This window comes from Rhizobium sp. AG855, from assembly GCF_003610655.1.
GTDB classification, from domain to species: domain Bacteria; phylum Pseudomonadota; class Alphaproteobacteria; order Rhizobiales; family Rhizobiaceae; genus Allorhizobium; species Allorhizobium wuzhouense.
The window spans coordinates 1,917,452-1,940,406 of the sequence record NZ_RAQG01000003.1; the positions used below are offsets into that span (position 1 = coordinate 1,917,452).

Annotated in this window: 21 protein-coding genes and 4 tRNA genes; 7 read left to right on the forward strand and 18 right to left on the reverse strand. The window is 61.3% G+C overall.

Going from position 1 to position 22,955, the window contains the following annotated elements; all coding sequences use genetic code 11:
* Positions 1-200: 200 nt before the first annotated feature.
* The 8 genes from rplL to DFO46_RS09440 form a co-directional block, all read right to left on the reverse strand.
* Positions 201-581 (reverse strand): 50S ribosomal protein L7/L12, encoded by a 381-nt coding sequence (gene rplL, locus DFO46_RS09405; RefSeq protein ID WP_110794111.1) that lies wholly within the window; start codon positions 579-581, stop codon positions 201-203.
* Between the two features lie 69 nt (positions 582-650).
* On the reverse strand, positions 651-1,169 hold the full coding sequence (gene rplJ, locus DFO46_RS09410; protein ID WP_110794112.1) for a 50S ribosomal protein L10: 519 nt from the start codon (positions 1,167-1,169) through the stop codon (positions 651-653).
* Between the two features lie 340 nt (positions 1,170-1,509).
* A complete protein-coding gene (rplA, locus tag DFO46_RS09415) occupies positions 1,510-2,205 on the reverse strand; it encodes a 50S ribosomal protein L1 (RefSeq protein WP_110794113.1) in 696 nt (231 codons plus the stop codon).
* A gap of 2 nt (positions 2,206-2,207) precedes the next feature.
* Positions 2,208-2,639, reverse strand: coding sequence for a 50S ribosomal protein L11 (gene rplK, locus DFO46_RS09420; protein WP_006728786.1), 432 nt, complete (start codon positions 2,637-2,639; stop codon positions 2,208-2,210).
* 147 nt (positions 2,640-2,786) lie between these two features.
* Complete coding sequence (nusG, locus tag DFO46_RS09425; protein WP_062278354.1) at positions 2,787-3,317, reverse strand: transcription termination/antitermination protein NusG; 531 nt, start codon at positions 3,315-3,317, stop codon at positions 2,787-2,789.
* A gap of 16 nt (positions 3,318-3,333) precedes the next feature.
* The gene (gene secE / locus DFO46_RS09430) at positions 3,334-3,534 is read right to left on the reverse strand and encodes a preprotein translocase subunit SecE (RefSeq protein WP_062278356.1); all 201 of its coding nucleotides are present in this window, start codon (positions 3,532-3,534) and stop codon (positions 3,334-3,336) included.
* A gap of 183 nt (positions 3,535-3,717) precedes the next feature.
* Positions 3,718-3,793: transfer RNA gene (locus DFO46_RS09435), tRNA-Trp, on the reverse strand.
* 136 nt (positions 3,794-3,929) lie between these two features.
* Positions 3,930-4,589 carry a hypothetical protein gene (locus tag DFO46_RS09440; protein ID WP_147412752.1) on the reverse strand — a complete coding sequence of 220 codons (660 nt, stop codon included), beginning with the start codon at positions 4,587-4,589 and terminating at the stop codon, positions 3,930-3,932.
* A gap of 273 nt (positions 4,590-4,862) precedes the next feature.
* Here DFO46_RS09440 and DFO46_RS09445 point away from each other — a divergent pair, with 273 nt between their 5' ends.
* Positions 4,863-5,237, forward strand: a complete 375-nt coding sequence (locus tag DFO46_RS09445) for a pentapeptide repeat-containing protein (protein WP_110794115.1) — start codon at positions 4,863-4,865, stop codon at positions 5,235-5,237.
* A gap of 310 nt (positions 5,238-5,547) precedes the next feature.
* Here the strand turns inward: DFO46_RS09445 and tuf are convergent, their stop codons facing one another.
* The 3 genes from tuf to DFO46_RS09460 all read right to left on the reverse strand — a co-directional run bounded on the left by tuf (position 5,548) and on the right by DFO46_RS09460 (position 7,127).
* On the reverse strand, positions 5,548-6,723 hold the full coding sequence (gene tuf, locus DFO46_RS09450) for an elongation factor Tu (RefSeq protein ID WP_120277104.1): 1,176 nt from the start codon (positions 6,721-6,723) through the stop codon (positions 5,548-5,550).
* A gap of 224 nt (positions 6,724-6,947) precedes the next feature.
* Positions 6,948-7,021 (reverse strand) — tRNA-Gly (locus DFO46_RS09455).
* 21 nt (positions 7,022-7,042) lie between these two features.
* Positions 7,043-7,127, reverse strand: a tRNA-Tyr gene (locus tag DFO46_RS09460).
* 206 nt (positions 7,128-7,333) lie between these two features.
* On the opposite strand from DFO46_RS09460, the gene rlmB reads away from it, so the two are divergent.
* Genes rlmB through DFO46_RS09475 form a run of 3 tightly spaced genes read left to right on the forward strand, consistent with a single transcriptional unit; the run spans position 7,334 to position 10,259 of the window.
* Entirely contained in the window at positions 7,334-8,215 is an 882-nt protein-coding gene (gene rlmB, locus DFO46_RS09465) for a 23S rRNA (guanosine(2251)-2'-O)-methyltransferase RlmB (RefSeq protein WP_120277106.1), read from the forward strand.
* Complete coding sequence (locus DFO46_RS09470) at positions 8,215-9,006, forward strand: HAD-IIB family hydrolase (RefSeq protein ID WP_120277107.1); 792 nt, start codon at positions 8,215-8,217, stop codon at positions 9,004-9,006. Before rlmB ends, DFO46_RS09470 begins: the two co-directional genes overlap by 1 nt.
* 38 nt (positions 9,007-9,044) lie before the next feature.
* Positions 9,045-10,259: a glycosyl transferase gene (locus DFO46_RS09475; protein WP_120277108.1), complete on the forward strand. Its 1,215-nt coding sequence runs from the start codon at positions 9,045-9,047 to the stop codon at positions 10,257-10,259.
* 27 nt (positions 10,260-10,286) lie between these two features.
* Here DFO46_RS09475 and DFO46_RS09480 read toward each other — a convergent pair whose 3' ends face one another.
* From DFO46_RS09480 to DFO46_RS09490, 3 genes are all read right to left on the reverse strand, one after another.
* Positions 10,287-10,772 (reverse strand): hypothetical protein, encoded by a 486-nt coding sequence (locus DFO46_RS09480; protein WP_120277109.1) that lies wholly within the window; start codon positions 10,770-10,772, stop codon positions 10,287-10,289.
* Positions 10,773-10,879: 107 nt separating this feature from the next.
* Positions 10,880-11,854 carry an MliC family protein gene (locus DFO46_RS09485; RefSeq protein ID WP_120277110.1) on the reverse strand — a complete coding sequence of 325 codons (975 nt, stop codon included), beginning with the start codon at positions 11,852-11,854 and terminating at the stop codon, positions 10,880-10,882.
* A gap of 83 nt (positions 11,855-11,937) precedes the next feature.
* A tRNA-Thr gene (locus tag DFO46_RS09490) sits at positions 11,938-12,013 on the reverse strand.
* A 194-nt stretch (positions 12,014-12,207) separates the two neighbouring features.
* Here DFO46_RS09490 and DFO46_RS09495 point away from each other — a divergent pair.
* Together DFO46_RS09495 and DFO46_RS09500 are read left to right on the forward strand one after the other, a co-directional pair.
* The gene (locus DFO46_RS09495) at positions 12,208-12,981 is read left to right on the forward strand and encodes an NAD kinase (RefSeq protein ID WP_120277111.1); all 774 of its coding nucleotides are present in this window, start codon (positions 12,208-12,210) and stop codon (positions 12,979-12,981) included.
* Positions 12,982-12,988: 7 nt separating this feature from the next.
* Complete coding sequence (locus DFO46_RS09500) at positions 12,989-13,474, forward strand: hypothetical protein (protein WP_120277112.1); 486 nt, start codon at positions 12,989-12,991, stop codon at positions 13,472-13,474.
* A 10-nt stretch (positions 13,475-13,484) separates the two neighbouring features.
* On the opposite strand, the gene DFO46_RS09505 is transcribed toward DFO46_RS09500, so the two are convergent.
* The 4 genes from DFO46_RS09505 to DFO46_RS09520 form a co-directional block, all read right to left on the reverse strand.
* Complete coding sequence (locus DFO46_RS09505; protein ID WP_120277113.1) at positions 13,485-13,919, reverse strand: GNAT family N-acetyltransferase; 435 nt, start codon at positions 13,917-13,919, stop codon at positions 13,485-13,487.
* Between the two features lie 184 nt (positions 13,920-14,103).
* A protein-coding gene (gene prfB / locus DFO46_RS09510) for a peptide chain release factor 2 (protein ID WP_165826359.1) occupies positions 14,104-15,232 on the reverse strand; the annotation gives its coding sequence in 2 pieces (ribosomal slippage) (positions 14,104-15,162 and positions 15,164-15,232; 1,128 coding nt in all).
* A gap of 125 nt (positions 15,233-15,357) precedes the next feature.
* Entirely contained in the window at positions 15,358-17,811 is a 2,454-nt protein-coding gene (locus DFO46_RS09515) for a penicillin-binding protein 1A (RefSeq protein ID WP_120277114.1), read from the reverse strand.
* Between the two features lie 238 nt (positions 17,812-18,049).
* Entirely contained in the window at positions 18,050-19,228 is a 1,179-nt protein-coding gene (locus DFO46_RS09520) for an N-acetylmuramoyl-L-alanine amidase (RefSeq protein WP_245422609.1), read from the reverse strand.
* A gap of 764 nt (positions 19,229-19,992) precedes the next feature.
* On the opposite strand from DFO46_RS09520, the gene DFO46_RS09525 reads away from it, so the two are divergent.
* Entirely contained in the window at positions 19,993-22,872 is a 2,880-nt protein-coding gene (locus DFO46_RS09525) for a ribonuclease E/G (RefSeq protein ID WP_120277116.1), read from the forward strand.
* Positions 22,873-22,955: the final 83 nt, after the last annotated feature.

A 22,955-nucleotide genomic window follows, 5' to 3' on the forward strand; every position in this document is an offset into this window, starting at 1 on the left:
CTGGCCAGGCGGCTCCGTCAAAAAATGGATCGCTCAATCTCGTCTCGAGATCCGGACGGCCGGCCGGTTTGCCGGGCGCGCGGGTCAAGACCATCCTCTTGAGAACCCATTACCCAGGGACCGTTTTCATACGGGCCCTGGGTAATATGTTCGGAGGAAACCGGCGGGAAAGGGAAACCCTCTCCCGCCGCATTCCGATATTACTTAACGTCGACCTTAGCGCCGGCGTCCTCAAGCTTCTTCTTGAGGTCAGCGGCTTCAGCCTTGGAAACGCCTTCCTTGACAGCCTTCGGAGCGCCTTCGACGAGGTCCTTGGCTTCCTTGAGGCCGAGACCGGTGATGGCGCGGACTTCCTTGATGACGTTGATCTTGTTGGCGCCGGCATCCGTCAGGATGACGTCGAACTCGGTCTTTTCTTCTTCAGCCGGAGCAGCGGCACCAGCAGCGCCACCAGCAGCAGCAACGGCTACCGGAGCAGCAGCCGAAACGCCCCACTTTTCTTCGAGCAGCTTGGAAAGCTCAGCAGCTTCCAGAACGGTCAGCGAGGAGAGGTCTTCAACGATCTTTGCGAGATCAGCCATGATACAAGTTCCTTAATAGATGTTCGGTTCGAAACGAACGGGTTAGGGTATGAACAGCGAAAAACCGCCTTACGCGGCTTCGTCCTTCTTGGCATAGGCCGCAAACACGCGAGCAAGCTGAGCTGCCGGTGCCTGAACCACGCCTGCGATGCGGGTAGCCGGAGTCTGGATCATGCCCAGCAGCTTCGCACGCAGCTCGTCCAGCGACGGCAGGGTCGCAAGCGACTTGACTGCATCGGCGGTGAGCGTGGTTGTTCCCATGGCGCCGCCGAGCACAACGATCTTGTCGTTGGTCTTGGCGAAATCCATGACGACTTTCGGAGCGGTGATCGGGTCATTGCTGTAAGCAATGAGTGTCTGACCCTTGAACAGGTTAGACATCCCTTCCGACTCCGTGCCCTGAAGAGCGATCTTGGCCAGGCGGTTCTTCGCGACTTTGACGGTGCCGCCAGCAGCGCGCATCTTCGAACGGAAGTCGTTCATCTGCGCAACCGTGACACCAGCATAGTGGGCCACAACAACCGAACCGGAAGCCTTGAAGACTTCGTTCAGTTCTGTGACGAATTCGCGTTTTTCCGCTCTTTCCACTGTCTGTCTCCAGTTGATGGGACCGCAATCCTGCAGGCCCCACCGGGTTTGCCTTTTGCCTCAGGGGATCCAAACATGTCAGATCCCAAGCGACGCTTGAGGATCCTGTCCCCTCTGAACCGGTATGACCGGCCATAAGGCGAATAAGGCTCGAACCGAACTTCAAGACGTCATCAGACGTTTAAAAACGGATCTTACCCGTCTCATGCAGGCGAATATTAAGGCCTTTCAGCCGCCCACAATCTCGGACAGGAGTGCCTGGTTTTGACACCAGGCATTTCCGGCCCCGAAAGGCCGGAAACTTGATGGACCGGAGCAACAGGCTCCGGTCGAATTTCAATTACGCCGTGACCGACGAGGGGTCGATCTTGACGCCCGGGCCCATGGTCGAAGAGATCGCTACGCGCTTGACGTAGTTGCCCTTGGCACCAGCCGGCTTGGCCTTGATGACGGCGTCAGCGAAGGCCTTGATGTTTTCTTCGAGCGCCTTGGCGTCGAAGGAAGCCTTGCCGATGCCGGCGTGGATGATACCAGCCTTCTCGACGCGGAACTCGACGGCACCGCCCTTGGAAGCCTTGACGGCGCCCGTGACGTCCATAGTGACCGTTCCGACCTTCGGGTTCGGCATCATGCCACGGGGGCCAAGAACCTTACCGAGGCGACCGACGAGCGGCATCATGTCCGGGGTGGCGATGCAGCGATCGAAGTCGATCTTGCCGCTCTGGACGATTTCGAGCAGGTCTTCTGCGCCGACGATGTCTGCACCAGCAGCCTTGGCTTCATCAGCCTTGGCGCCACGTGCGAAGACGGCGACGCGAACGTCACGGCCGGTTCCGTTCGGCAGGTTGACCACGCCGCGGACCATCTGGTCTGCGTGACGCGGGTCGACGCCGAGGTTCATGGCGATTTCGATCGTTTCGTCGAACTTGGCGACGGCACGTTCCTTGACCATCGAGATGGCGTCGGAGAGAGCGACGAGCTTCGTCGGGTCAACACCTTCGCGGATCTTCTGAATACGCTTTGCTACCTTGGCCATGATCAACCTACCACTTCCAGGCCCATGGAGCGGGCAGAGCCCTCAACCATCAGCATTGCGCCTTCGATGTCGGCGGCGTTCAGATCCTTCATCTTGCCTTCGGCAATTGCGCGGACCTGCGCCTTGGTGATCGTACCGACCTTCGCACCCTTGCCCGGAGTCTTCGAGCCAGAGGTGATCTTTGCTTCCTTCTTCAGCCAGTAGGTGACCGGCGGCTGCTTCATTGCGAAGGTGAAGGACTTGTCCTGGTAATAGGTGATGACGACCGGGATCGGCATACCCTTTTCCATTTCCTGCGTGGCGGCATTGAACGCCTTGCAGAATTCCATGATGTTAATGCCACGCTGACCAAGAGCCGGGCCGATCGGCGGGGACGGGTTCGCCGATCCTGCCTTGACCTGGAGCTTGAGCTGGCCTGCAACTTTCTTAGCCATTACTCTCTGCCTTTCATTCAGACCGGTTTCCCGGCCATAACATGCCGGACATGTCCGGCGGCTGCGGTTGCGTGGTGCGTCTGACGGGCCCGGCTAAAGGCCCCCATCCTCCCACGCGGATCGGGAAGTCGCCTTCCCTTTCTGCAATCAGACCTTCTCGACCTGACTGTATTCAAGCTCGACCGGCGTGGCGCGACCGAAGATCGAGACTTCGACCTTGAGGCGCGAGCGCTCTTCGTCCACATCCTGGACAACGCCGTTGAACGAAGCGAAGGGACCGTCGGAGACGCGAACCTGCTCGCCGATTTCGTAAGACACGGTCGACTTCGGACGCTCGACACCTTCCTGGACCTGGCCCAGGATGCGCTCAGCCTCGAAATCGGGGATCGGAACCGGCTTGTTGTCGGAACCGAGGAAGCCCGTGACCTTCGGGGTATTCTTGATCAGGTGATAGGCCTCGTCGGTCAGGTTCGCACGAACCATGACGTAACCGGGGAAGAACTTGCGTTCGCTATCAACCTTGCGGCCGCGACGGACTTCGACGACCTTCTCGGTCGGCACCAGGATCTTTTCGAAGAGGTGATCGAGCCCCTTCTGCTTGGCCTTGTGCTCGATGTCCTCGGCGACCTTCTTTTCAAAATTCGAATATGCGTGGACGATGTACCAACGTGCAGCCATGATTTTTCCCGCCCGATTAATTACCGACGCTCAGCACGAGGCTGAGCAGCCAGCTGATGAGCTGGTCCGCGCCGAAGAAAAACAGCGCCGCGAAAAACACCATCGCCAGAACCATGAGCGTCGAAATCGTGGTTTCGCGACGCGAGGGCCACGTAACCTTGGACGTCTCGGAGCGTACCTGCTGCAGAAACGCGAATGGATTACTCTTGGATGCCATTTAATGCCCACGCATTTACGGCGCGTAAAGCCGACCTTGGTCAGCCCCACGCACCGCGTGTCTGTTTGAACCCTACATAACGACCGATTCCCCATTTCACAAGGGGGAAAAGGTCTTCTGCAACTTTTCGGCTTTGCCAGATCGTCTTGCCCGTCTGCACTCTCAAGCGCGCCGGGCGGGAAATGGCAGGGGCAGCCGGGCTTGAACCGACGACCTGCGGTTTTGGAGACCGCCGCTCTACCAACTGAGCTATACCCCTAAGCCTAGACTTCAGGCGAAACTCGTTTCGCTCGAAGCATGGCGCTCCCTTTAAGACGGCAACGCGCGAATGGCAAGAGACTTTTTCCGCCTTTTTCCCAAAGCCCCCAATGGGCTTCATTCCCAGGGCCTGCGCATCACCAGCGGCCGGACAGCCCCGCCCGGAAGACGGCGTTCGGCCGCGTGCGCAAATCGCTGACCGTGGCCGACAGATTGATTCCCAGCGGCAGCTGCTGCTCAACCTTGATGCTCGCATGGGCGGGCGCTGCGTTGTCGAGTACCGCCGTGCCGGCAAGCGCCGCACCGATATCGGAGAACTCGAGCCTCAACTCCTGGCGAGCGACGAAGGCGCTGCGACCATTGATGCGCTGGCCCGCTTCAAACGCATTCACCAGCGACAGATCCACATTCGTGCCGGCACTGACGTTGCGCGCCTGGCGCAGCACCGCCCTGCCCGCGCCGCTGTGCGGGTCCAATCTCATTCCAAGCGTCGAGGCCGCCTGACGGCCCGGCAGATCCATTTCGCTCCAGACCGCCAGAGGCGCGGTCTTGGTGCGCGCGCCGGACGGGTCTGCCGCAATCAGCGCCGATTCGAGGCCGAGGCGCAGGTTTCCCGGAACGGTCAGTGCGACACCGGGGCGGACCTTGAGCGTGTCGCCTGTCTTTGTCGCATTCCAGACAAAGGGTCCGTCACCGGCTTCGGCCTGCATCGTGGCGGACAGAAGGCCCGCAGTGAGCGCCGCGATGGTAATGACGGGGCTCCTCGCCCTCCGTCGGGACAAACGTCGTTGCTGCATCTCGCCTGCCCCCGAATTCGTGTTGACGCATTGAAGCTCGGCCTGCGGTCGACCATGGTTGCAATAGTAACCGAGCTAAGGTGCGCGCCGAAGAACGATTTGCGCATGCAAGCCATGCACTGGTCGCGTCAGGAAATCCCTGACAGGGATCTTCCGTTCTGGCGCCTGCCGCTGATTTGCCGGCGCGCGGCAATGCCGGGCGCCGCACAAGGTCCGACTTGCCAGACGGCTGCACTTCTCCGATAGTCTGTCATATTCCTGCGGAGGACTGCGATGATCCGGATCAGCAATGCCGCCCTGCCCGGTTCCGAATTCGACGATACGGATCTGTCCGAATCGCGCTTCACCGACATCTCGCTCAAGGAAGCGGTGTTCAGCAATGTCGACCTCGGCAAGGCGCTGATCACGGACGCGAATGCCGAACAACTGGCGATCCGCAACGTCGCGATGAGTGGCGCGCTGGTCGAGAACGTGCTGATGCATGCCTCCAGCCTCACGCATGTGGATTTCAACGGCAGCACGATCCGCTTCGGCAGCCTCGCGGATGTCTCGATCGCGGAATGCGATCTCAACGGCATGACGATCAACGGCTATCTCGTGACAGACCTTCTGCGGCTGGCGGAAGAGCATTTGCTCGACAGGGCATGAGAGCGCAGGTCCCGCCCCTCAGCTCGCGATGCCTCAATCGCAGTCCTAGCCGCTGCTACAGCGTTGGCTGGGTCTGTTGGCAGGCCCATTCCGGCTGTTGCTCAAGGTCGCGACAGTGGACGGCAATTGCAGAACTCCAAAACACAAAAAAGCCCCGCTGTTGCCAGCGGGGCTCTTGGTCTTCCCTTGCGGGAAAATCGATTACTCGATGATCGAGGCGACGATGCCGGCGCCGGGTTCAGATCGCGCTTGCGCGCCATCTGAACGTTCTGAGCGCCGTCGGCAGCTTACGCCATCGACCTCTCGATCATTACTCGATGATCGAGGCGACGATGCCGGCGCCGACGGTGCGGCCGCCTTCGCGGATCGCGAAGCGCAGCTTTTCTTCCATCGCGATCGGCACGATCAGCTCAACCTGAACCGTGACGTTGTCGCCCGGCATAACCATTTCCGTGCCTTCCGGAAGCGACACGATGCCGGTCACGTCCGTGGTGCGGAAGTAGAACTGCGGACGGTAGTTGGTGAAGAACGGCGTATGACGGCCGCCTTCTTCCTTCGTCAGGATGTAGGCTTCTGCCATGAACTTCTTGTGCGGCTTGACCGAACCCGGCTTGCAGAGAACCTGGCCACGCTCGACGTCGTCGCGCTGGATACCACGGACGAGCGCACCGATGTTGTCGCCGGCCTGGCCCTGGTCGAGCAGCTTGCGGAACATTTCAACGCCGGTAACAGTGGTCTTCTTGGTGTCGCGGATGCCGACGAATTCGACTTCTTCGCCAACCTTGACGATACCACGCTCAACGCGGCCCGTGACAACCGTACCACGACCCGAGATCGAGAACACGTCTTCGATCGGCATCAGGAAGGGCTGGTCAACCGGACGCTCAGGCGTCGGGATGTAGGCGTCAACGGCCGCCATCAGCTCGCGAACGGCGTCTTCGCCGATCTTCTTGTCGCTGTCGTTGAGGGCAGCCAGAGCCGAACCCTTGACGAACGGGATGTCGTCGCCGGGGAAGTCGTAGGACGACAGGAGTTCGCGAACTTCGAGTTCGACGAGTTCCAGAAGTTCTGCGTCGTCAACCTGGTCAACCTTGTTGAGGAACACAACGATCGCCGGAACGCCAACCTGACGGGCGAGCAGGATGTGCTCGCGGGTCTGCGGCATCGGGCCGTCGGCGGCCGAGCAAACCAGGATCGCGCCGTCCATCTGCGCTGCACCGGTGATCATGTTCTTGACGTAGTCGGCGTGGCCGGGGCAGTCGACGTGCGCGTAGTGGCGGTTTGCCGTCTCATACTCGACGTGGGCCGTCGAGATGGTGATGCCGCGTGCCTTTTCTTCCGGAGCAGCGTCGATCTGGTCATAGGCCTTGAACTCACCGAAGTACTTGGTGATCGCTGCCGTCAGAGACGTCTTGCCGTGGTCGACGTGGCCGATCGTCCCAATGTTGACGTGCGGCTTTGTGCGCTCAAACTTACTCTTTGCCATTTGAATGCTTCCTGTGAACGAAACGGGGTTACCCCGGCGAACCGGTTTGGTCCCGCCGTTTAAGGCTTTCACTCGCAATGCGCAAGCCTTAAATGCGGGGCCGCTCTGGGCCGGAACCGGAGGTGGTCGAAGGCTCTCGGCTGACCTTACGGAAAGCGGCATGCCATGCACGAGACCGAAGATAGAAAGCCAGAAAGATCAGACTGTTACATGAGAAAGTGATCTGGAGCGGGTAACGGGAATCGAACCCGTGTATTCAGCTTGGAAGGCTGCTGCTCTACCATTGAGCTATACCCGCATATTCAGATCCGAGGACGAATGGTGGAGAGAGTTGGATTTGAACCAACGTAGGCTGAGCCAACGGATTTACAGTCCGTCCCCTTTAACCACTCGGGCATCTCTCCATTCTTTCGTCCGGATCTGGCGACCAAGCTTTTCAGTCTCGACCAGAGCGCGTCGCCCCCTGATCTGCGGCGGGTATATGACGGCCCAACCGGCTCATGTCAACACGAAGTTTGACGAAAAATTCCGAAAAGTTTCATAGGCCCGACATGTGCGGGAATTTGCGCCCGGGTCTATGCCCGCCCCCTGGGCGTCGTTATAAGAGCGCATGGCCAAAGATCCCAAAACAGACAAAACCGCCCGTGACACCCATTATGCGACGCTGCGCCGACAGGTGCGCGATGCCAAGCGTGAGCGGGGCGAGATCCCCACGCCCGGACCGCAGAAGCCGCGCAAGAGCAATGCCGACTGGACGCCGCCGAAGCTCGCGCCGGAACAGGTGCTGCTCTATGGACTGCACACCGTGCGTGCCGCGCTCGACAATCCCGAGCGCCAGCTGATCAAGCTTTCGGCGACGCAGAATGCGCTCGTCAGGCTCGAAATCTCATCTGTGGAAAACCTCGGAATTCCGTTCGAGACGGTCACACCGCAGGATCTCGACAAGATCCTCGGGCCGGAAGCGATCCACCAGGGCGTGATGCTGGAAACGCGGCCCCTGCCCGTGCGCCGGCTGGAGGCGCTCAAGGACAGCCCGCTGATCCTGGTGCTCGATCAGGTGACCGATCCGCACAATGTCGGCGCGATCATGCGTTCGGCGGTTGCCTTCGATGCAGGTGCCGTCATCACCACACAGCGCCACAGCCCGACGGAATCGGGCGTGCTGGCGAAATCAGCCTCCGGTGCACTGGAACTCATCCCCTATATCCAGGTGACCAATCTCGCCGATGCGCTCGGCGAATTGCACAAGCTCGGCTTCTTCTCGGTCGGTCTTGATTCGGAAGGGCCGGCACCGATGGAAGGCACGCTTGTCGGCGACCGCATTGCGCTGGTGCTCGGCTCCGAGGGCAAGGGTCTGAGGCAGAAGACACGGGAAACCGTATCGGCGCTCGCCCGCCTCGACATGCCGGGCGCGATCAAGTCGCTCAACGTGTCGAACGCCGCCGCCATCGCCCTCTATGCCTCGCGGCAGCATCTGGCGGTCAAGGGCTGATGAAGCTCGTCTTTTCCGACCTCGACGGAACGCTGCTCGACCATGACAGCTATTCCTTCGAGGCGGCAAGGCCGGCACTGGACCTGCTGAAGGCACGCGGCATTCCGCTCATTCTGGCGAGCAGCAAGACGGAAGCCGAGATGCGGCCGATTGCAGACGCGATCGGGATATCCCACCCGATGATCGTGGAGAACGGCGCAGGCGTTGTCGGTCTAGGCGCAGGCAGCGGATCCACCGATCTGCATTCGTCGAGTCCTTACAGCCACCTGCGATCATTTCTTAGGGAATTACCTAAGGAGCTTGGCGCCTGTTTCGAAGGCTTTGGCGACTTGGACGTGGCGCGGGTTTCCCAGGAGACCGGACTGCCGCTCCCCGCAGCCGAACGTGCACGCCAGCGGCACTTTTCCGAGCCGGGGCGCTTTACTGGCACCGAGGCGCAGAGGGAGGCCTTCATCGGACTGCTCGATGCGCAAGGTTATACTGCAGTCCAGGGCGGACGCTTCTTCACGCTGATGCCGAAGACCTCCAAGGCGGAACGCATGGGGCAAGTCATTGCGCATTATCGGCAAGAGACCAGCGAACCAGTCCGGACCGTGGCGCTCGGGGATGCGCCGAACGATCTCGCCATGCTGGAAGCGGCCGATTGCGGCATCATCATCGCCAATCCCGCGCATGCGCCGCTGCCTGTCACGCCACGGGAACGGCAGGGTTTTATCCTGCGCTCGCTGCAAACCGGCCCAGAAGGCTGGAACATCATGATCCATCAACTCGTTGCCACGGGGTTTCTCTGAGCCGGCCGCAACCGGCTTCATCACGAAAGGATTTGGACATGGCGGATTTTCACCAGAATGGCGTGGTTGCCACCCTGCACAATCTCAGGGAGCGCTCGCTGGAAAGGATGGAAAAGGAGCTGACGGTCTTTTCCTCCTCACGGCCGATCACCCTCATCCTGCCATCGCTCTATTCCGAGCTCGAAGCCCCTGCCCTCGAGCATATCGTCTCGGAACTCGCCCAAGCTCCCTATCTCTCGGAAATCGTCATCGGGCTTGATCAGGCGGACGAATCCCAGTTCCGCCATGCGAAACAGTATTTTTCCCGGCTGCCGCAGAAACACACCATCCTCTGGCATGACGGGCCGCGGATGCGGGCGGTCGATGCGAAACTCGCTGCGGAAGACCTCTCTCCCGACCAGCCGGGCAAGGGGCGCAATGTGTGGTTCTGCATGGGATATGTGCTCGCCGCCCGTCAGGCGGGTGTCGTTGCCCTGCACGACTGCGATATCGTCACCTATTCGCGTGACATGCTGGCACGGCTGGTCTACCCCGTCGCCAATCCGCGTTTTCCCTATGTCTTTTCCAAGGGCTATTACCCGCGCATTGCAGACCGCGCGCTGAATGGGCGCGTGACGCGCCTGCTGGTCACGCCGCTGCTGCTCAGTCTCGAAAAGGTCATCGGACACCATCCCTATATCGATTATCTGAAGGCATTCCGTTATCCGCTGGCCGGCGAATTCGCCATGCAGACACAGATCCTGCCCGACATCCGCATTCCCTCCGACTGGGGGCTGGAAATCGGTGTCCTGTCGGAACTGTGGCGCAACCAGTCGACACAGACGATCTGCCAGGTGGACATCGCCGACGCCTATGACCACAAGCACCAGCCGCTTTCGCCGGAAGATGCCGCCAAGGGGCTGTCGCGCATGTCTGTTGACATCACCAAGGCGCTCTACCGCAAGCTCGCGACCGACGGCGTGGTGTTCAGCCAGGACGCCTTCCGGACGCTGAAGGCGACCTATTACCGGACCGCGCTCGACCTCGTGGAGACCTATTATCACGACGCACGGATGAACGGCCTGACCACAGACCGGCACCGCGAGGAGCAGGCGGTCGAACTCTTTGCCGCCAACCTGATCGAGGCCGGCCAGGTCTATCTCGACAATCCGAACGCGACGCCGTTCATGCCGAGCTGGAACCGGGTGCAGAGCGCGCTGCCCGACTTGCTGCGCGACATCCAGGAGGCGGCAAGGCTCGATGCCGAGGGCTGACCAACGGGTTCAAGCCGGGAGATCACATCAGGCGTCGAGAGAACGAAAGCGGGTTGTCGCCCGATAACCGAGTGCGAGGAAGGCGAGGAGCAATAGTCCCTGCGCCACGGCAAAGGCTGGCTCGGTCCCGGTCGGCGCCAGCGCGTGGAGCGTGGGAACCTTGAGAAAGGCCTGGGCGATCAGGACGAAGCTGTTGAGATAGAGGGCCGCGATCGCCGTCACGATGAAGATCGGACGCCAACGCGCCAGCAGATGCCGGCGGTAGAGTGCAAAGACAGCCAAGGCCAGCAGAATGGCAGAGATCAGCCCGACGCCAATTGCCGGCGTGAAACCGGCAAAGGGAAAAAGAAAGCCGGTCAGCGTGGTGGCGATGGTTGTGACGAGAAAGACGGCGGTCCAGGCCGGCCTCAGGCTGCTCTCCAGCCAGCCCCGGAGGGCGACAAAGCCGGCGACGATGCCGACCAGGCTCAAGACGACATGAAAAAGGGTAAACGGCGTCAGACCAAAGACCATGGCATTGTCCCCCGGTGCGGTTGCACAGGGGGATTAGGCGCGCGTTTTTGACATATGTCTACTGCCGAGGTTTATCGGCATGAACTTCGAAACCCTGGGATGCAGATCTACATCGCCGGCCGGCAGGTCAGTTCACCCTCGACGGCCACGAAAGACGTGCCCGTCGCGGACAGCTTGCGCTCCACAGGGTAGTCGACGACGCTCGGCCAGGCTTGGATATCCTTGGCGGCATTCGGATCGGCATCGATCGCCGGCTTGTAGGCGGCCTGGCAATCTGGCATGGCCCGATCCGGCGCGAGGCCGAGAGCCTGGCGGATCTTCTTGCCACAGCCTTCCGGGTCGGCGAGCAGCGAGCATTCGGCACCAAAGGTGCGACGATAACGCAGCGTGAGCTCATCGCCCACCAGCGTCAGCGCCGAGAATTCGCCGGCCACGACATCCTCCGTCAGGCGGGCACCCGAGCGGGCGTCGTAGACCACGAAAGGCATGCCGCCATTCCAGCCATCGGCACCGCGGAAGAAGGCGTAAGGGCCAACGGCGCCCCAGAGATAACCGGCAATGTCGTCGTTAATCTTGCGATCGAGCGTCGGATTGAGCTGGCACGGGCCTTCCGACGAGGCGATATAAAGGCCGGCAGCCCCCTTCTCCCCGAGATCGAGCTGCTTCAGCGCGAAATTGGGATAGCGCAGGCAGGTCAGCTTGCCCTTTTGGTCAAAACCGGTGTCCTTCTCGGCAAGCTCGACCTCTGCCCGTGTCGCCCGGTCGAATTGACCGGTCACCTCGCCGGCATTGCGGCAGGTGACCGGCGCCATGCGGCCGATGGCAAACTGCAGTTCCTCGCCCTTCCCGCGCAATTCATAGCCGCCGTTCGAATACCAGAAACCGCTCGCGGCCTGCTGCTGCGGCAGAGACACCTTCACGCCGTCCGGCAAGGTGAGCTCCGCGCTCGATTCGCTGAAGGCGACCGTCAGGACGTCGCCACCATCACAGGTGTATTTGATCGCGGCTGCCCGACTTTGCCCGGGCAGGATCAGAACGGCAGAGGCGGCCAAGGCCAGGCCGGCAATAAACGTCTTGCGCATCGGGTCTCCATCGGCTCCGCGCCGACCATGCCAAAGAATGCCCCGGGAGGACAATGGCAAAAGTTATTACATATAAAGAGAAATGGTGCCCCCGGCAGGGTTCGAACCCGCGACCCCCTGATTACAAATCAGGTGCTCTACCAACTGAGCTACAAGGGCAGTGAGGCGTCTTTAGGCGGAAACGGGTTTGCCGTAAAGCAAAAAATCGGCTCACGGTTAGCGTCTATGGTGAACGGCGATCACAAGCTCCTGATCGCCTGAAGGCAAAGGGGCGAACTGTTTGCGCCTGCAAATGGCTTGTGGTTACAGGCGTTTGTCATGTACCACAGGCGCCTGATCCATAAGGGCCTGCCATGTCGCGTACGTTCCGGTCGCTGTCCTTCATCGCTTCCAACACGGAAGAAGCGCAAGCTTCCCGCCAGGAGCTGATTCGCACCTATGGCGACACCGATCCGCACGAGGCCGATGTGATCGTCGCGCTTGGCGGCGATGGGTTCATGTTGCAGACGCTGCATGACACAATGAACAGCGGCAAGCTGATCTACGGGATGAATCGCGGCTCGGTCGGTTTCCTGATGAACGACTTTGCCATCGAGGGGCTGCCGGAGCGGATCGCCGATGCGGTCGAGAACGATTTCCATCCGCTGCAGATGGGAACCGAGAATGCCGATGGTTCAACGTCGTTTGCGCTTGCGATCAACGAGGTTTCGTTGCTCAGGCAATCCTATCAGGCGGCGAAGATCAGGGTATTGATCGACGGCCAGGTGCGGCTGGAAGAGCTGATCTGCGACGGATTGATGGTCGCGACGCCAGTAGGGTCGACCGCGTATAACCTGTCCGCTCATGGGCCGATCCTGCCGCTCGAGGCGCCGCTTCTGGCACTGACGCCGGTCAGCGCCTTCCGGCCACGCCGCTGGCGCGGGGCCTTGCTGCCCGACAAGGTAACCGTGGTGCTGGAAGTGCTGGAGCCGGAAAAGCGGCCGGTCAATGCGGTCGCGGATCATTCCGAGGTGAAATCGGTTCTGAGAGTGGAGATCCGGCAATCCGAGGATACAACGGCACATATCCTGTCGGATCCCGACCGGTCGTGGTCCGACCGGATCCTCGCCGAACAGTTTTCCGATTGAGGGTTCGATGAAGATTGTTGCCGCCAGCCTGTTTGTCTTCCTTGCCGCGGCCCCGCTGGCGCAGGCCGAGGATATCGACCACTTGCCTGTCACGGCCACCTTCGTCGTCAGCGGCGGCTACTGGGAAGGCGGCGTCGACGGTGCTCCGGGTACAACGACCGGCGCTGCGGCAACGGCCTCCGCGAATGGCCGTGGCTATTACAAACTGGTGGCAATCCGGCAGCCGGACCGCACGGCACGGGTCTATCTGCAGATGATCGCGGCGGAAGAGAGCGGCCCTCGACTGGTCGAGAGCGTCGAGCTGGAAGAGTTTTCCGCGATCAAGCCCTATGTCACCGGCATCCAGCCGGAAAGCACCAGCGGCGTTTCGGGCACGCCCGGCTTCATGGCGACCGTCTATCTGCGCACCGATCCCGCGCGCGACCCGGTCGAGGAATGGACCGTGCTGATCGACGAACTCGGCGACATCAGGGTCGAGCGGGCGAGCAACTGATCCAGGATTTCTAAGGCGAACGATAGAGAGCGCGAAGGAAGCCGTCGGCATCCGGCTCGGGCGATATCTCGAAACCACATCCTCGGCAGCAGGCAAGGCTTGCCAGATTATCGGGTGCAATTCTGCCTTCCAGCAGCGCGTAACTGGTTCCAGGCCCTGAGAGGAAGGAAGCCAGAATGGCTGTGCCATATCCTTGCCGTCTCAGTTGAGGCCGAACAGCAAGGTCGAGATAGCCTCGCGCGGCGTCGTCGCTATCAACCTGAAGCAGGGCAACGATCTCGCCGGCCTCCAACGCAAGCCAACACCGGACCGCCGCCTCGTTCGTCACATAGGCGAACCATTCGTCCGTCGGGAAAGACAGCCGCCGCGACAACTCCTCATCCTGAAACCAGGAGCGCAGCTGACACAGGTCGTCGTGCGACAGAAGCCGAAACGTGATCCGCATGGACGCCTCCCTCCGCTTCCGATGTCAGACGCACCCAGGACAGACATAGACCCAGAAATCCGGCGACAGCATGACCCCGTCCGCCGCTGGACGGGCCTCTGCGAGCCTGGCGGCTCGCTTGCGTCACAAAACAGAAACGGCGGGGCATAGCCCCGCCGTCTAAACTTCGATTGACCTCGATCTCTCAGTCGATATCCGACACTTCCGACGCCTTGCCGCTGATGCGGTGGGCAAGGGCTGCTTCCATGAACGGGTTCAGCTCACCGTTCAGCACGCTGTCCGGATCGGTGCTTTCAACGCCCGTACGCAGGTCCTTGACCAGCTGGTAGGGCTGCAGAACGTAGGAACGGATCTGGTGGCCCCAGCCGATATCCGTCTTGGAGGCGGCTTCGGCGTTGGCAGCGGCTTCCCGCTTCATCAGTTCCGCCTCGTACATGCGGGCGCGCAGCATTTCCCAGGCCTTGGCCTTGTTCTTGTGCTGCGACCGCTCCTGCTGGCAGGCGACCACGATGCCGGTCGGGATATGCGTGATGCGCACGGCCGAGTCGGTCGTGTTGACGTGCTGACCACCCGCACCCGACGAGCGATAGGTGTCGATGCGGCAATCGCTTTCGTTGATCTCGATGTTGATCGAGTCGTCGACGACCGGGTAGACCCAGATCGACGAGAAGGAGGTGTGGCGACGGGCGTTCGAATCATAGGGCGAGATGCGGACGAGACGATGCACGCCCGATTCCGTCTTCATCCAGCCATAGGCATTGTGACCCTTGACCAGAATGGTCGCGGACTTGATGCCGGCTTCTTCACCGTCATGCACTTCCAGCACTTCCACCTTGAAGCCGGAGCGCTCGGCCCAGCGGGTATACATGCGCAACAGCATGTTCGCCCAGTCCTGGCTTTCCGTACCGCCGGCGCCGGAATGCACTTCGATATAGGTGTCGTTGCCGTCGGCTTCGCCGGACAGCATGGCCTCGACCTGACGGCGGGCCGCTTCGGTCTTCAAGGCCTTCAGCTGGTCTTCGGCGTCCTTGACGACGCTTTCGTCGCCCTCTTCCTCGCCCATCTCGATCAGTTCGATGTTGTCCTTCATCGCCTGTTCGAGACGCTTCACGCCGGCAATGCTGTCATCCAGCTGCTGGCGCTCGCGCATCAGCTTCTGGGCTTCCTGAGCATCGTTCCAGAGGTTCGGGTCTTCGGCCTTGTTGTTCAACCAGTCCAGTCGCCTTATCGCCTGGTCCCAGTCAAAGATGCCTCCTCAGCAGGGTTATGGCCTGCTTGATTTCGTCGACTACGTTCTCGATTTCATTCCGCATAAGTCTGGTTCTCAACCTCGATAAAATGCGCCTCGATGAGAGACAGGGTAAAAAACTGGCCCCTCGAATAGTTGCGCCGGCCCCTGATGTAAAGGGCCGGCGCAAAGGGAGGTGAAAGGGTCAGGTCAGAACAGGCCGCCGGCACCCGAGGTCACGGCCTGGTTCGCCTGCGGCGAAGCCTTGAGGATTTCCTCCGGCGGTGCATAGCCGTCCATGCCGATGATCGAGAGAGAGTCGGCAGGGCCAGTGCCCGGCTTGAAGGCTTCGATGATGGTGTCCGGTTCACCTTCCAGTGCGAACATGCCGGTGGTGCGATTGACCGGGACGAAGCTCATGCCCTCGGGCACGAAGAACTTGCCGGGCGGCGTATTGCGGGTGGCCATCTGCATGAAGTCGTTGAAGACCGGTGCGGCCAAAGCGCCGCCGGTGGAACCGCGACCGAGCGGTGCCGGATTGTCGAAGCCGATATAGACGCCGGCGACGAGGTCGGGCGTGTAGCCGACGAACCAGGCGTCCTTCTCGTCGTTCGAGGTTCCTGTCTTGCCGGCGACCGGACGGTCGAGCTTGATCTTGCCGGCCGCCGTACCCCGTTTGATGACACCTTCCATCATCGACGTGATCTGGTAGGCGGTCATCGGATCGAGGACCTGCTGACGATTGTCGACGACAGTGGGTTCTTCCTGGCCGCTGAACTGTTCAGCATTGCAGCCCTCGCAGATGCGGTCCTCGTGGCGGAAGATGGTCTTGCCGTGGCGGTCCTGGATACGGTCGATCAGCGTCGGCTTGATCTGCTTGCCGCCATTGGCAAACACGGCATAGGCCGAGACCATGCGCAGAACCGTGGTTTCGCCAGAGCCGAGCGACATGGCGAGAACCGGGTTCATCTTGTCATAGACTCCGAAGCGTTCGGCATATTCGGCAACCAGGTTCATGCCCATGTCGTTGGCGAGCCGCACCGTCATCAGGTTACGCGATTTTTCGATGCCCATGCGCAGCGTCTGAGGGCCGGCCGAACCGCCACCGTAGTTCTGCGGACGCCAGACCTGACCACCGGAGACGAATTCGATCGGCGCGTCCATGATGACGGATGCCGGTGTGTAGCCGGTATCGAGGGCTGCCGCGTAGACGAAGGGCTTGAAGGAGGAACCAGGCTGGCGCATGGCCTGGGTGGCGCGGTTGAACTCCGACTGCGAATAGGAGAACCCGCCGGAAATGGCGAGAACGCGGCCGGTATGCGGATCCATGGCGACGAGACCACCCTGAACCTTGGGCAACTGGCGCAGGCGATAGGAATTGCCCTTCGGCTCAAGAGGCTCGACATAGATGACGTCACCCGGCGCCAGAACGCCCTGGGGCGACTTTGCCGATTTGCGATCGCCACTGGCCGAGCGATAGGCCCATTCCATATTGTCGGGCTCGATGCGACCGCGCAGGCGCTCGGCGGCGACCTTGCCGCCGCCCTCCTTCGCTGGCTGCAGGCCAATGTCAACACCGTCGGCCGAGACGTCGAGCACCACGGCAACCTTCCATTCCGGCACATCAGCGAGTGCGGGGATGTCGGCCAAGGGCACGCCCCAATCGGGCGTTGTCGGGATCTGCTTGATCGGGCCACGGAAGCCGCGACGCTGGTCATAGGTCAGGAGCGTCGACTGCAATGCCTTGCGGGCTGCGATCTGCATGTCGGGATCAAGCGAGGTGCGGACCGACAGGCCACCTTCGTAAAGAGCCTTGTCGCCATACTTCTCGATGATCTGACGGCGGACTTCCTCGGAGAAATAGTCGGATGCGAAAAGATAGGAGCCGGTGCGGCGGATCTTGACGCCGAGCGGCTGCTGCTTGGCGGCACTGCCCTCTTCCTGCGTGACGAAGCCGTTTTCGACCATGCGATCGATAACCCAGTTGCGGCGCTCGATGGCGGCCGCTTCGCGGCGGAAGGGATGGTAGTTGTTCGGACCCTTGGGGAGAGCCGCGAGATAGGCGGTCTCGGCGACCGTCAGTTCAGTGACAGACTTGTCGAAATAGGTAAGGGCCGCACCGGCGATGCCATAGGCATTCATGCCGAAGAAGATCTCGTTCAGATAGAGTTCGAGGATCTTGTCCTTGGAATAGGTCTGCTCGATGCGGAAGGAGAGAATCGCTTCCTTAATCTTGCGGTCCATCGTCTGGTCGGCGCTGAGCAGGAAGTTCTTCGCCACCTGCTGGGTAATCGTCGAGGCGCCGACGGGGCGACGGCCGGAGCCGAAGTTCTGCAGGTTGACCAGGATCGCGCGACCGAGACCGTAGATGTCGACGCCGGGATGGTTATAGAAATTCTTGTCTTCCGCCGAGAGGAAGGCCGCCTTGACGCGATCCGGAATGGCCTGGATCGGCAGGAAGAGACGGCGCTCGCGGGCATATTCGGCCATCAGCGCGCCGTTGCCGGCATGGATGCGGGTGGTGACCGGCGGCGCGTAGCTGGCCAGAACCTCGTAGTTCGGCAGGTCCTTGGTCATCCCGTTCAGATAGACGGCCACCACGACGGCCACGCCGAGCGCCAGCACGGACGCCAATCCGAAGAGATATCCAATCAGTCTGATCATGTTCCGCTACCGGCTATGGCTTCAGGGTCAGCGCGCCGCGAAAAGCTTCGCACACCCCGTGGCGTTTTGCACGTCATGCGATGGATGGCAAGACATGCGAGGCACTCCCACGGTCAAAGCGATTCGAGACGCGGAAGACCATGCGATACGAGGGTCCGAGTAACGGGCACATTGTGAGGAAAATAGGGCCGCGCCGCGCTTCTGCCTCGCAGGTCAACAGCTTACACGTCAGTGTGACCTATCCGCCATTGGCGACCAGCGGCGCCCTGTAGCGCCTGACGGCCTCGACCAGCAGGTCGGCCACCTTCTCGCGCCAGGCCGGATCGAGCAACAACGCCTCGTCGTCCTTGTTCGACAGGAAACCGAGCTCCAGCAGGATGGACGGCATGTCCGGGGCCTGGAGCACGCGGAAGCCGGCGTGGCGATGCGGATTGTTGATCAGCGATATCTGGCCCTCGAAGGAACCGACAACGGCCTGGGCGAGCGAAATCGAGAAGGCTTGCGTTTCGCGGCGCGTGAGATCGAGCAGGATGTCGTTGACCTCCGCGGTCTCGGCCGGCAGTTCCACGCCCCCCAGGGTGTCGGAGAAATTCTCGCGCTCAGCCAGCTGGGCCGCCATATGGTCGGAGGCCTTGTCGGAGATCGTGTAGACGGTGGCACCGCGGATGTCGCCCTGGCGAAGCGTATCGGCATGCAGGGAAATCAGCAGCTGCGCGCCCTTCTGGCGGGCAACGACGACGCGCTCGGACAGGGACAGGAAACGGTCGGTGTCGCGGGTGAGCACGGCGCGGATGCCCGGCTGCTTGGCGAGCTTGTCATGCAGCACCTTGGCAAAGGCGAGCGTGATATCCTTTTCGGCCGTCTTGCTGGTGGCGCCGGTTGCGCCCGCATCGATGCCGCCATGGCCAGCATCGATCGCGATGACGAATTCGGATGCGGCCGGATCGACCGGCGCAGCCGCCGGATCGATCGGCGGCGGGGCGGCAGCCGGGGTCCAGGCCTGGGCAGCCACAAGGGCGGCGAAATCCTGCTGTGGAACAAGTTCGGCATCAAGAACGAGACGAAACCCCTTGCCGTCTTCGTTTTCGACCGCCTCCGCCGTGACCAGCCGCGCCGGACGGGCGGCAGTCAGAACGAGGCGGGCCGAGGTGTCGTCCATCGAGCCGAACCGGATATCGCTGAACAGGCCCGTCGGCGCCAGCGTGTCGGCGGCGAAACCGAAGGCCGTTGCCGGCAGGTCGACCACGATGCGGTCGGGACTCGCGATGTAACGCACCTCAAAGTCGGGCTTCTGGTCGAAATCGATGACGATGCGGGTGCGGGCATCGTCGCCGGCAATGCGGGCGGCATAGGCAAGCAGTTTGTCGCTCGGCGCATCGGGAGAGGATGCAAGCGCTGCACCCTGCCCTGCCAGCACGCCGAAAACCAGCCAGACGGCCGCCACGACGATTCGGCCAATCACAGCGGCCCTTCCACCGACTTCGTGCTTAAATCCGCTGTTCAAATGCCGCCCCCATGGCGCGGAACAATCGGCTGTGACCAAGATCACAGCTGCGCCCCTTGCGTCGTTTCGTTCGATTGCATGCCGCTTGCGTCGCCCCGATGACCAAATCATGACGAAAAAACACGGACTGTGACCTGTTTTGCGACTGAATCACTGCGATTGAAGCAATCGCTCTAATCGACTGCCATTATGGCATAAATCCGTTTGCTCTTGCTATTGTGACGGAGAAAACATACAAGGCAAGAGAGGGATAAAAGTGCAAACGGGATAGAGTTTCCGCCACGGCTGCCAACCTCAGACCTTTGGATTTGGCGCCTGTTTAGCCGGAATACTCATCTGCCGTCTCGGCACTTTTGCCTGAAACTGGTTCAACATGCCGGCATGGCCGGCCCATCAACGGTGGCTCTCCACCAACGCTCTTCACCGAGCATTCATCGGATCCCGAGGGGTCCATATCATTGTCGTTGACGTACGGTTTTTGATGTCTTTGCAACAGGTTCACATGACCACGAACGGACCGGGATCTGAAGATTTCCCGAGGACCGTCCGGATGTTGCAAACCCGGTCCTCCGTGCGTCCACATCTATATCCGGCGCACAGTCCGCTAGGTTCCAGCCGCTTCTTTGTACAGCGCGCGGGTGGACCACCGACCGAGGGCGCCGAGGAGCACAGCTTAAATGGCAGACAAAATGCTGATCGACGCGTCTCACGAGGAAGAGACGCGCGTTGTCGTTGTTCGCGGTAACCGTATTGAAGAATTCGACTTCGAGTCCCAACATAAGAAGCAAATTCGAGGCAATATCTACCTTGCGAAGGTAACGAGGGTCGAGCCCTCGCTGCAGGCCGCCTTCGTCGATTACGGCGGCAACCGCCACGGCTTCCTGGCTTTCGCCGAAATCCATCCCGACTACTACCAGATCCCCCTCGCCGACCGTCAGGCGCTGCTTCGTGCCGAAGCCGAAGAGCACCGCAAGGAAAATGACGTCGAAGGCGACGAAGTCTTCAACGATCCCGCCCAGCAGGACCAGCCCGACATCGGCATCGTTGCCCAGGCTGCTGCCGCTTCCGAAGAAAACGAGACGGCTGCAGAGCCGGAGGCCGTTGCCGAAGCTGTCGAAGCCGAAGCCGAAGTGGTCGCTGTCTCCGAAGAAGAGGTTGCGCCGAAGGCCAAGCCGAAGCGGGTTCGCAAGCCGCGCGCCAAGAAGGTTGCGGCCGAAGAAGCTGCCTCCGAGGAGGCCTCTGACGACGATGCATCCGGTGGCACGATCGCTGCCATGGTCGACATGGACGAAATTTCCGAAGATGCCGGCGGTCGCCGTGGTCGCAATGACGACGACGACGATGATGACGATGGCCACATCGAGGAAAAGGAAGAAATCGAATCCGTTGGCGCCGAAGACGCCATGGAAGAGGTTCCGGACCGCGTCCAGCGCAAGCCGCGCAAGCAGTATCGCATCCAGGAAGTGATCAAGCGCCGGCAGATCCTGCTCGTGCAGGTCGCCAAGGAAGAGCGCGGCAACAAGGGTGCGGCTCTCACCACCTATCTGTCGCTCGCCGGCCGTTACTCGGTCCTGATGCCGAACACGGCGCGTGGCGGCGGCATTTCCCGCAAGATCACCCAGCCGACCGACCGCAAGCGCCTGAAGGAAATCGCCCGCGGCCTCGAAGTGCCGCAGGGCATGGGCGTGATCCTGCGCACGGCCGGTGCCAACCGCACCAAGGTCGAGATCAAGCGCGACTTCGAATATCTGATGCGCCTGTGGGAGAACGTCCGCACGCTGACGCTTGCTTCGACCGCGCCGTGCCTGGTTTACGAAGAGGGATCGCTGATCAAGCGCTCGATCCGCGACCTCTACAACAAGGACATTTCCGAGATCATCGTCTCGGGCGAAGAAGGCTATCGTGAAGCGAAAGACTTCATGAAGATGCTGATGCCGAGCCATGCCAAGGTGGTTCAGCCCTATCGCGACCTGCATCCGATCTTCGCGCGCTCGGGCATCGAAGCCCAGCTCGACAAGATGCTGCAGCCACAGGTGACGCTGAAGTCCGGTGGCTACATCATCATCAACCAGACGGAAGCGCTGGTTTCGATCGACGTGAACTCCGGTCGTTCGACCCGCGAATACTCGATCGAGGACACCGCGCTCCAGACAAACCTGGAGGCCGCTGAAGAAGTTGCCCGTCAGCTGCGTCTGCGCGACTTGGCCGGCCTCATCGTCATCGACTTCATCGACATGGAAGAGAAGCGCAACAACCGCGCCGTCGAGAAGAAGCTGAAGGATTGCCTGAAGAACGACCGCGCCCGCATTCAGGTCGGCCGCATCTCGCATTTCGGCCTGCTCGAAATGTCGCGTCAGCGCATCCGCGCCTCGGTGCTGGAATCGACCACGCAGGTCTGCCCGCATTGCGCAGGCACCGGCCTCATCCGCTCGCAGTCGTCCGTTGCCCTGCACGTCCTGCGCGGCATCGAGGAATTCCTGCTGAAGAGCACCACGCACGATATCATCGTGCACACCACGCCGGAGACGGCGCTCTACCTCTTGAACCAGAAGCGCGACACCATCGTCGACTACGAAGGCCGCTTCGGCGTCTCGATCGTCATCGACGGCGGCATGCCGGCCCAGCATGGTGGCTCGCAGCACTTCACCATCGAGCGCGGTGAAGCCGTCGAAAACCCGGTGAAGATCGAAAGCCTGCTGTCGCTTCTGCCCGAGATCGAGGAAGAGGACGATTACGTTCCGGAGCCCGAGGACGAGGACGAAGAGGACGAAGTCATCGTCGCTTCGGAACCTGCCGCGCGCGCGCCGTCTGCTGCCGGGGCCTCCAGCGACGAACAGGGCAATCGCAAGCGCAAGCGTCGTCGTCGCCGCCGTGGCAAGAACGGCCAGAACGGCAATGGCGACGGTCATGCATCCGGCGACAATGGCAGTGATGCCGATGACGAGGATGGTGACGAGGGCGAGGACGATATCGCCGAAACCAATGGCGAGGCGCGCGTCGATGCCGACGGCGACACGATTGGTGAGGATGGCCAGAAGCGCAAGCGCCGCCGTCGCGGCAAACGTGGTGGTCGTCGCAACCGTCCGGGCGAAGAAGGCTCGATCGAGGGCAATGGCGAGGAAGGCGACGACAACGACGCGAACGGCGATGACGAAACCGCCGAAGAGGCCGCTCACGAACGCGTGGTCGAAGTGACGCCGGTCATGGCTGCGGTCGAGGAAGAGGCGGCTGTCGTTGCAGACGCACCGAAGCCGCGCCGGACGCGCAAAGCCAAGGCCGTTGTCGAGCCGGTCGAAGCCGTGGTTGTTGAAGACGCAGCACCGGCCGCGCAGCCTGCACCGGTCGCCGCGCCTGTGGAGGTTGCGGCAGCTGAACCGGCTGCCGAAGCGGTGAAGGACGAAGCAGTCGCTGCAGAAGACAAGCCGGTTCGCGCCAATCGCGAATCGACCGTAACCGTCTCGGAACCGGTGGTCACCTCGGCCAAGTCGGCCGAAGAGACGGCCGATGCCTCCAAGCCCAAGAAGGGCGGATGGTGGCAGAAGCGCGGTTTCTTCTGAGACCCGCCTCAACGATCCTAAAACGTCAAAGGCCCTGCTCGCGCAGGGCCTTTTGCATTTCAGCACAGGTGAGTTGTCGGCCG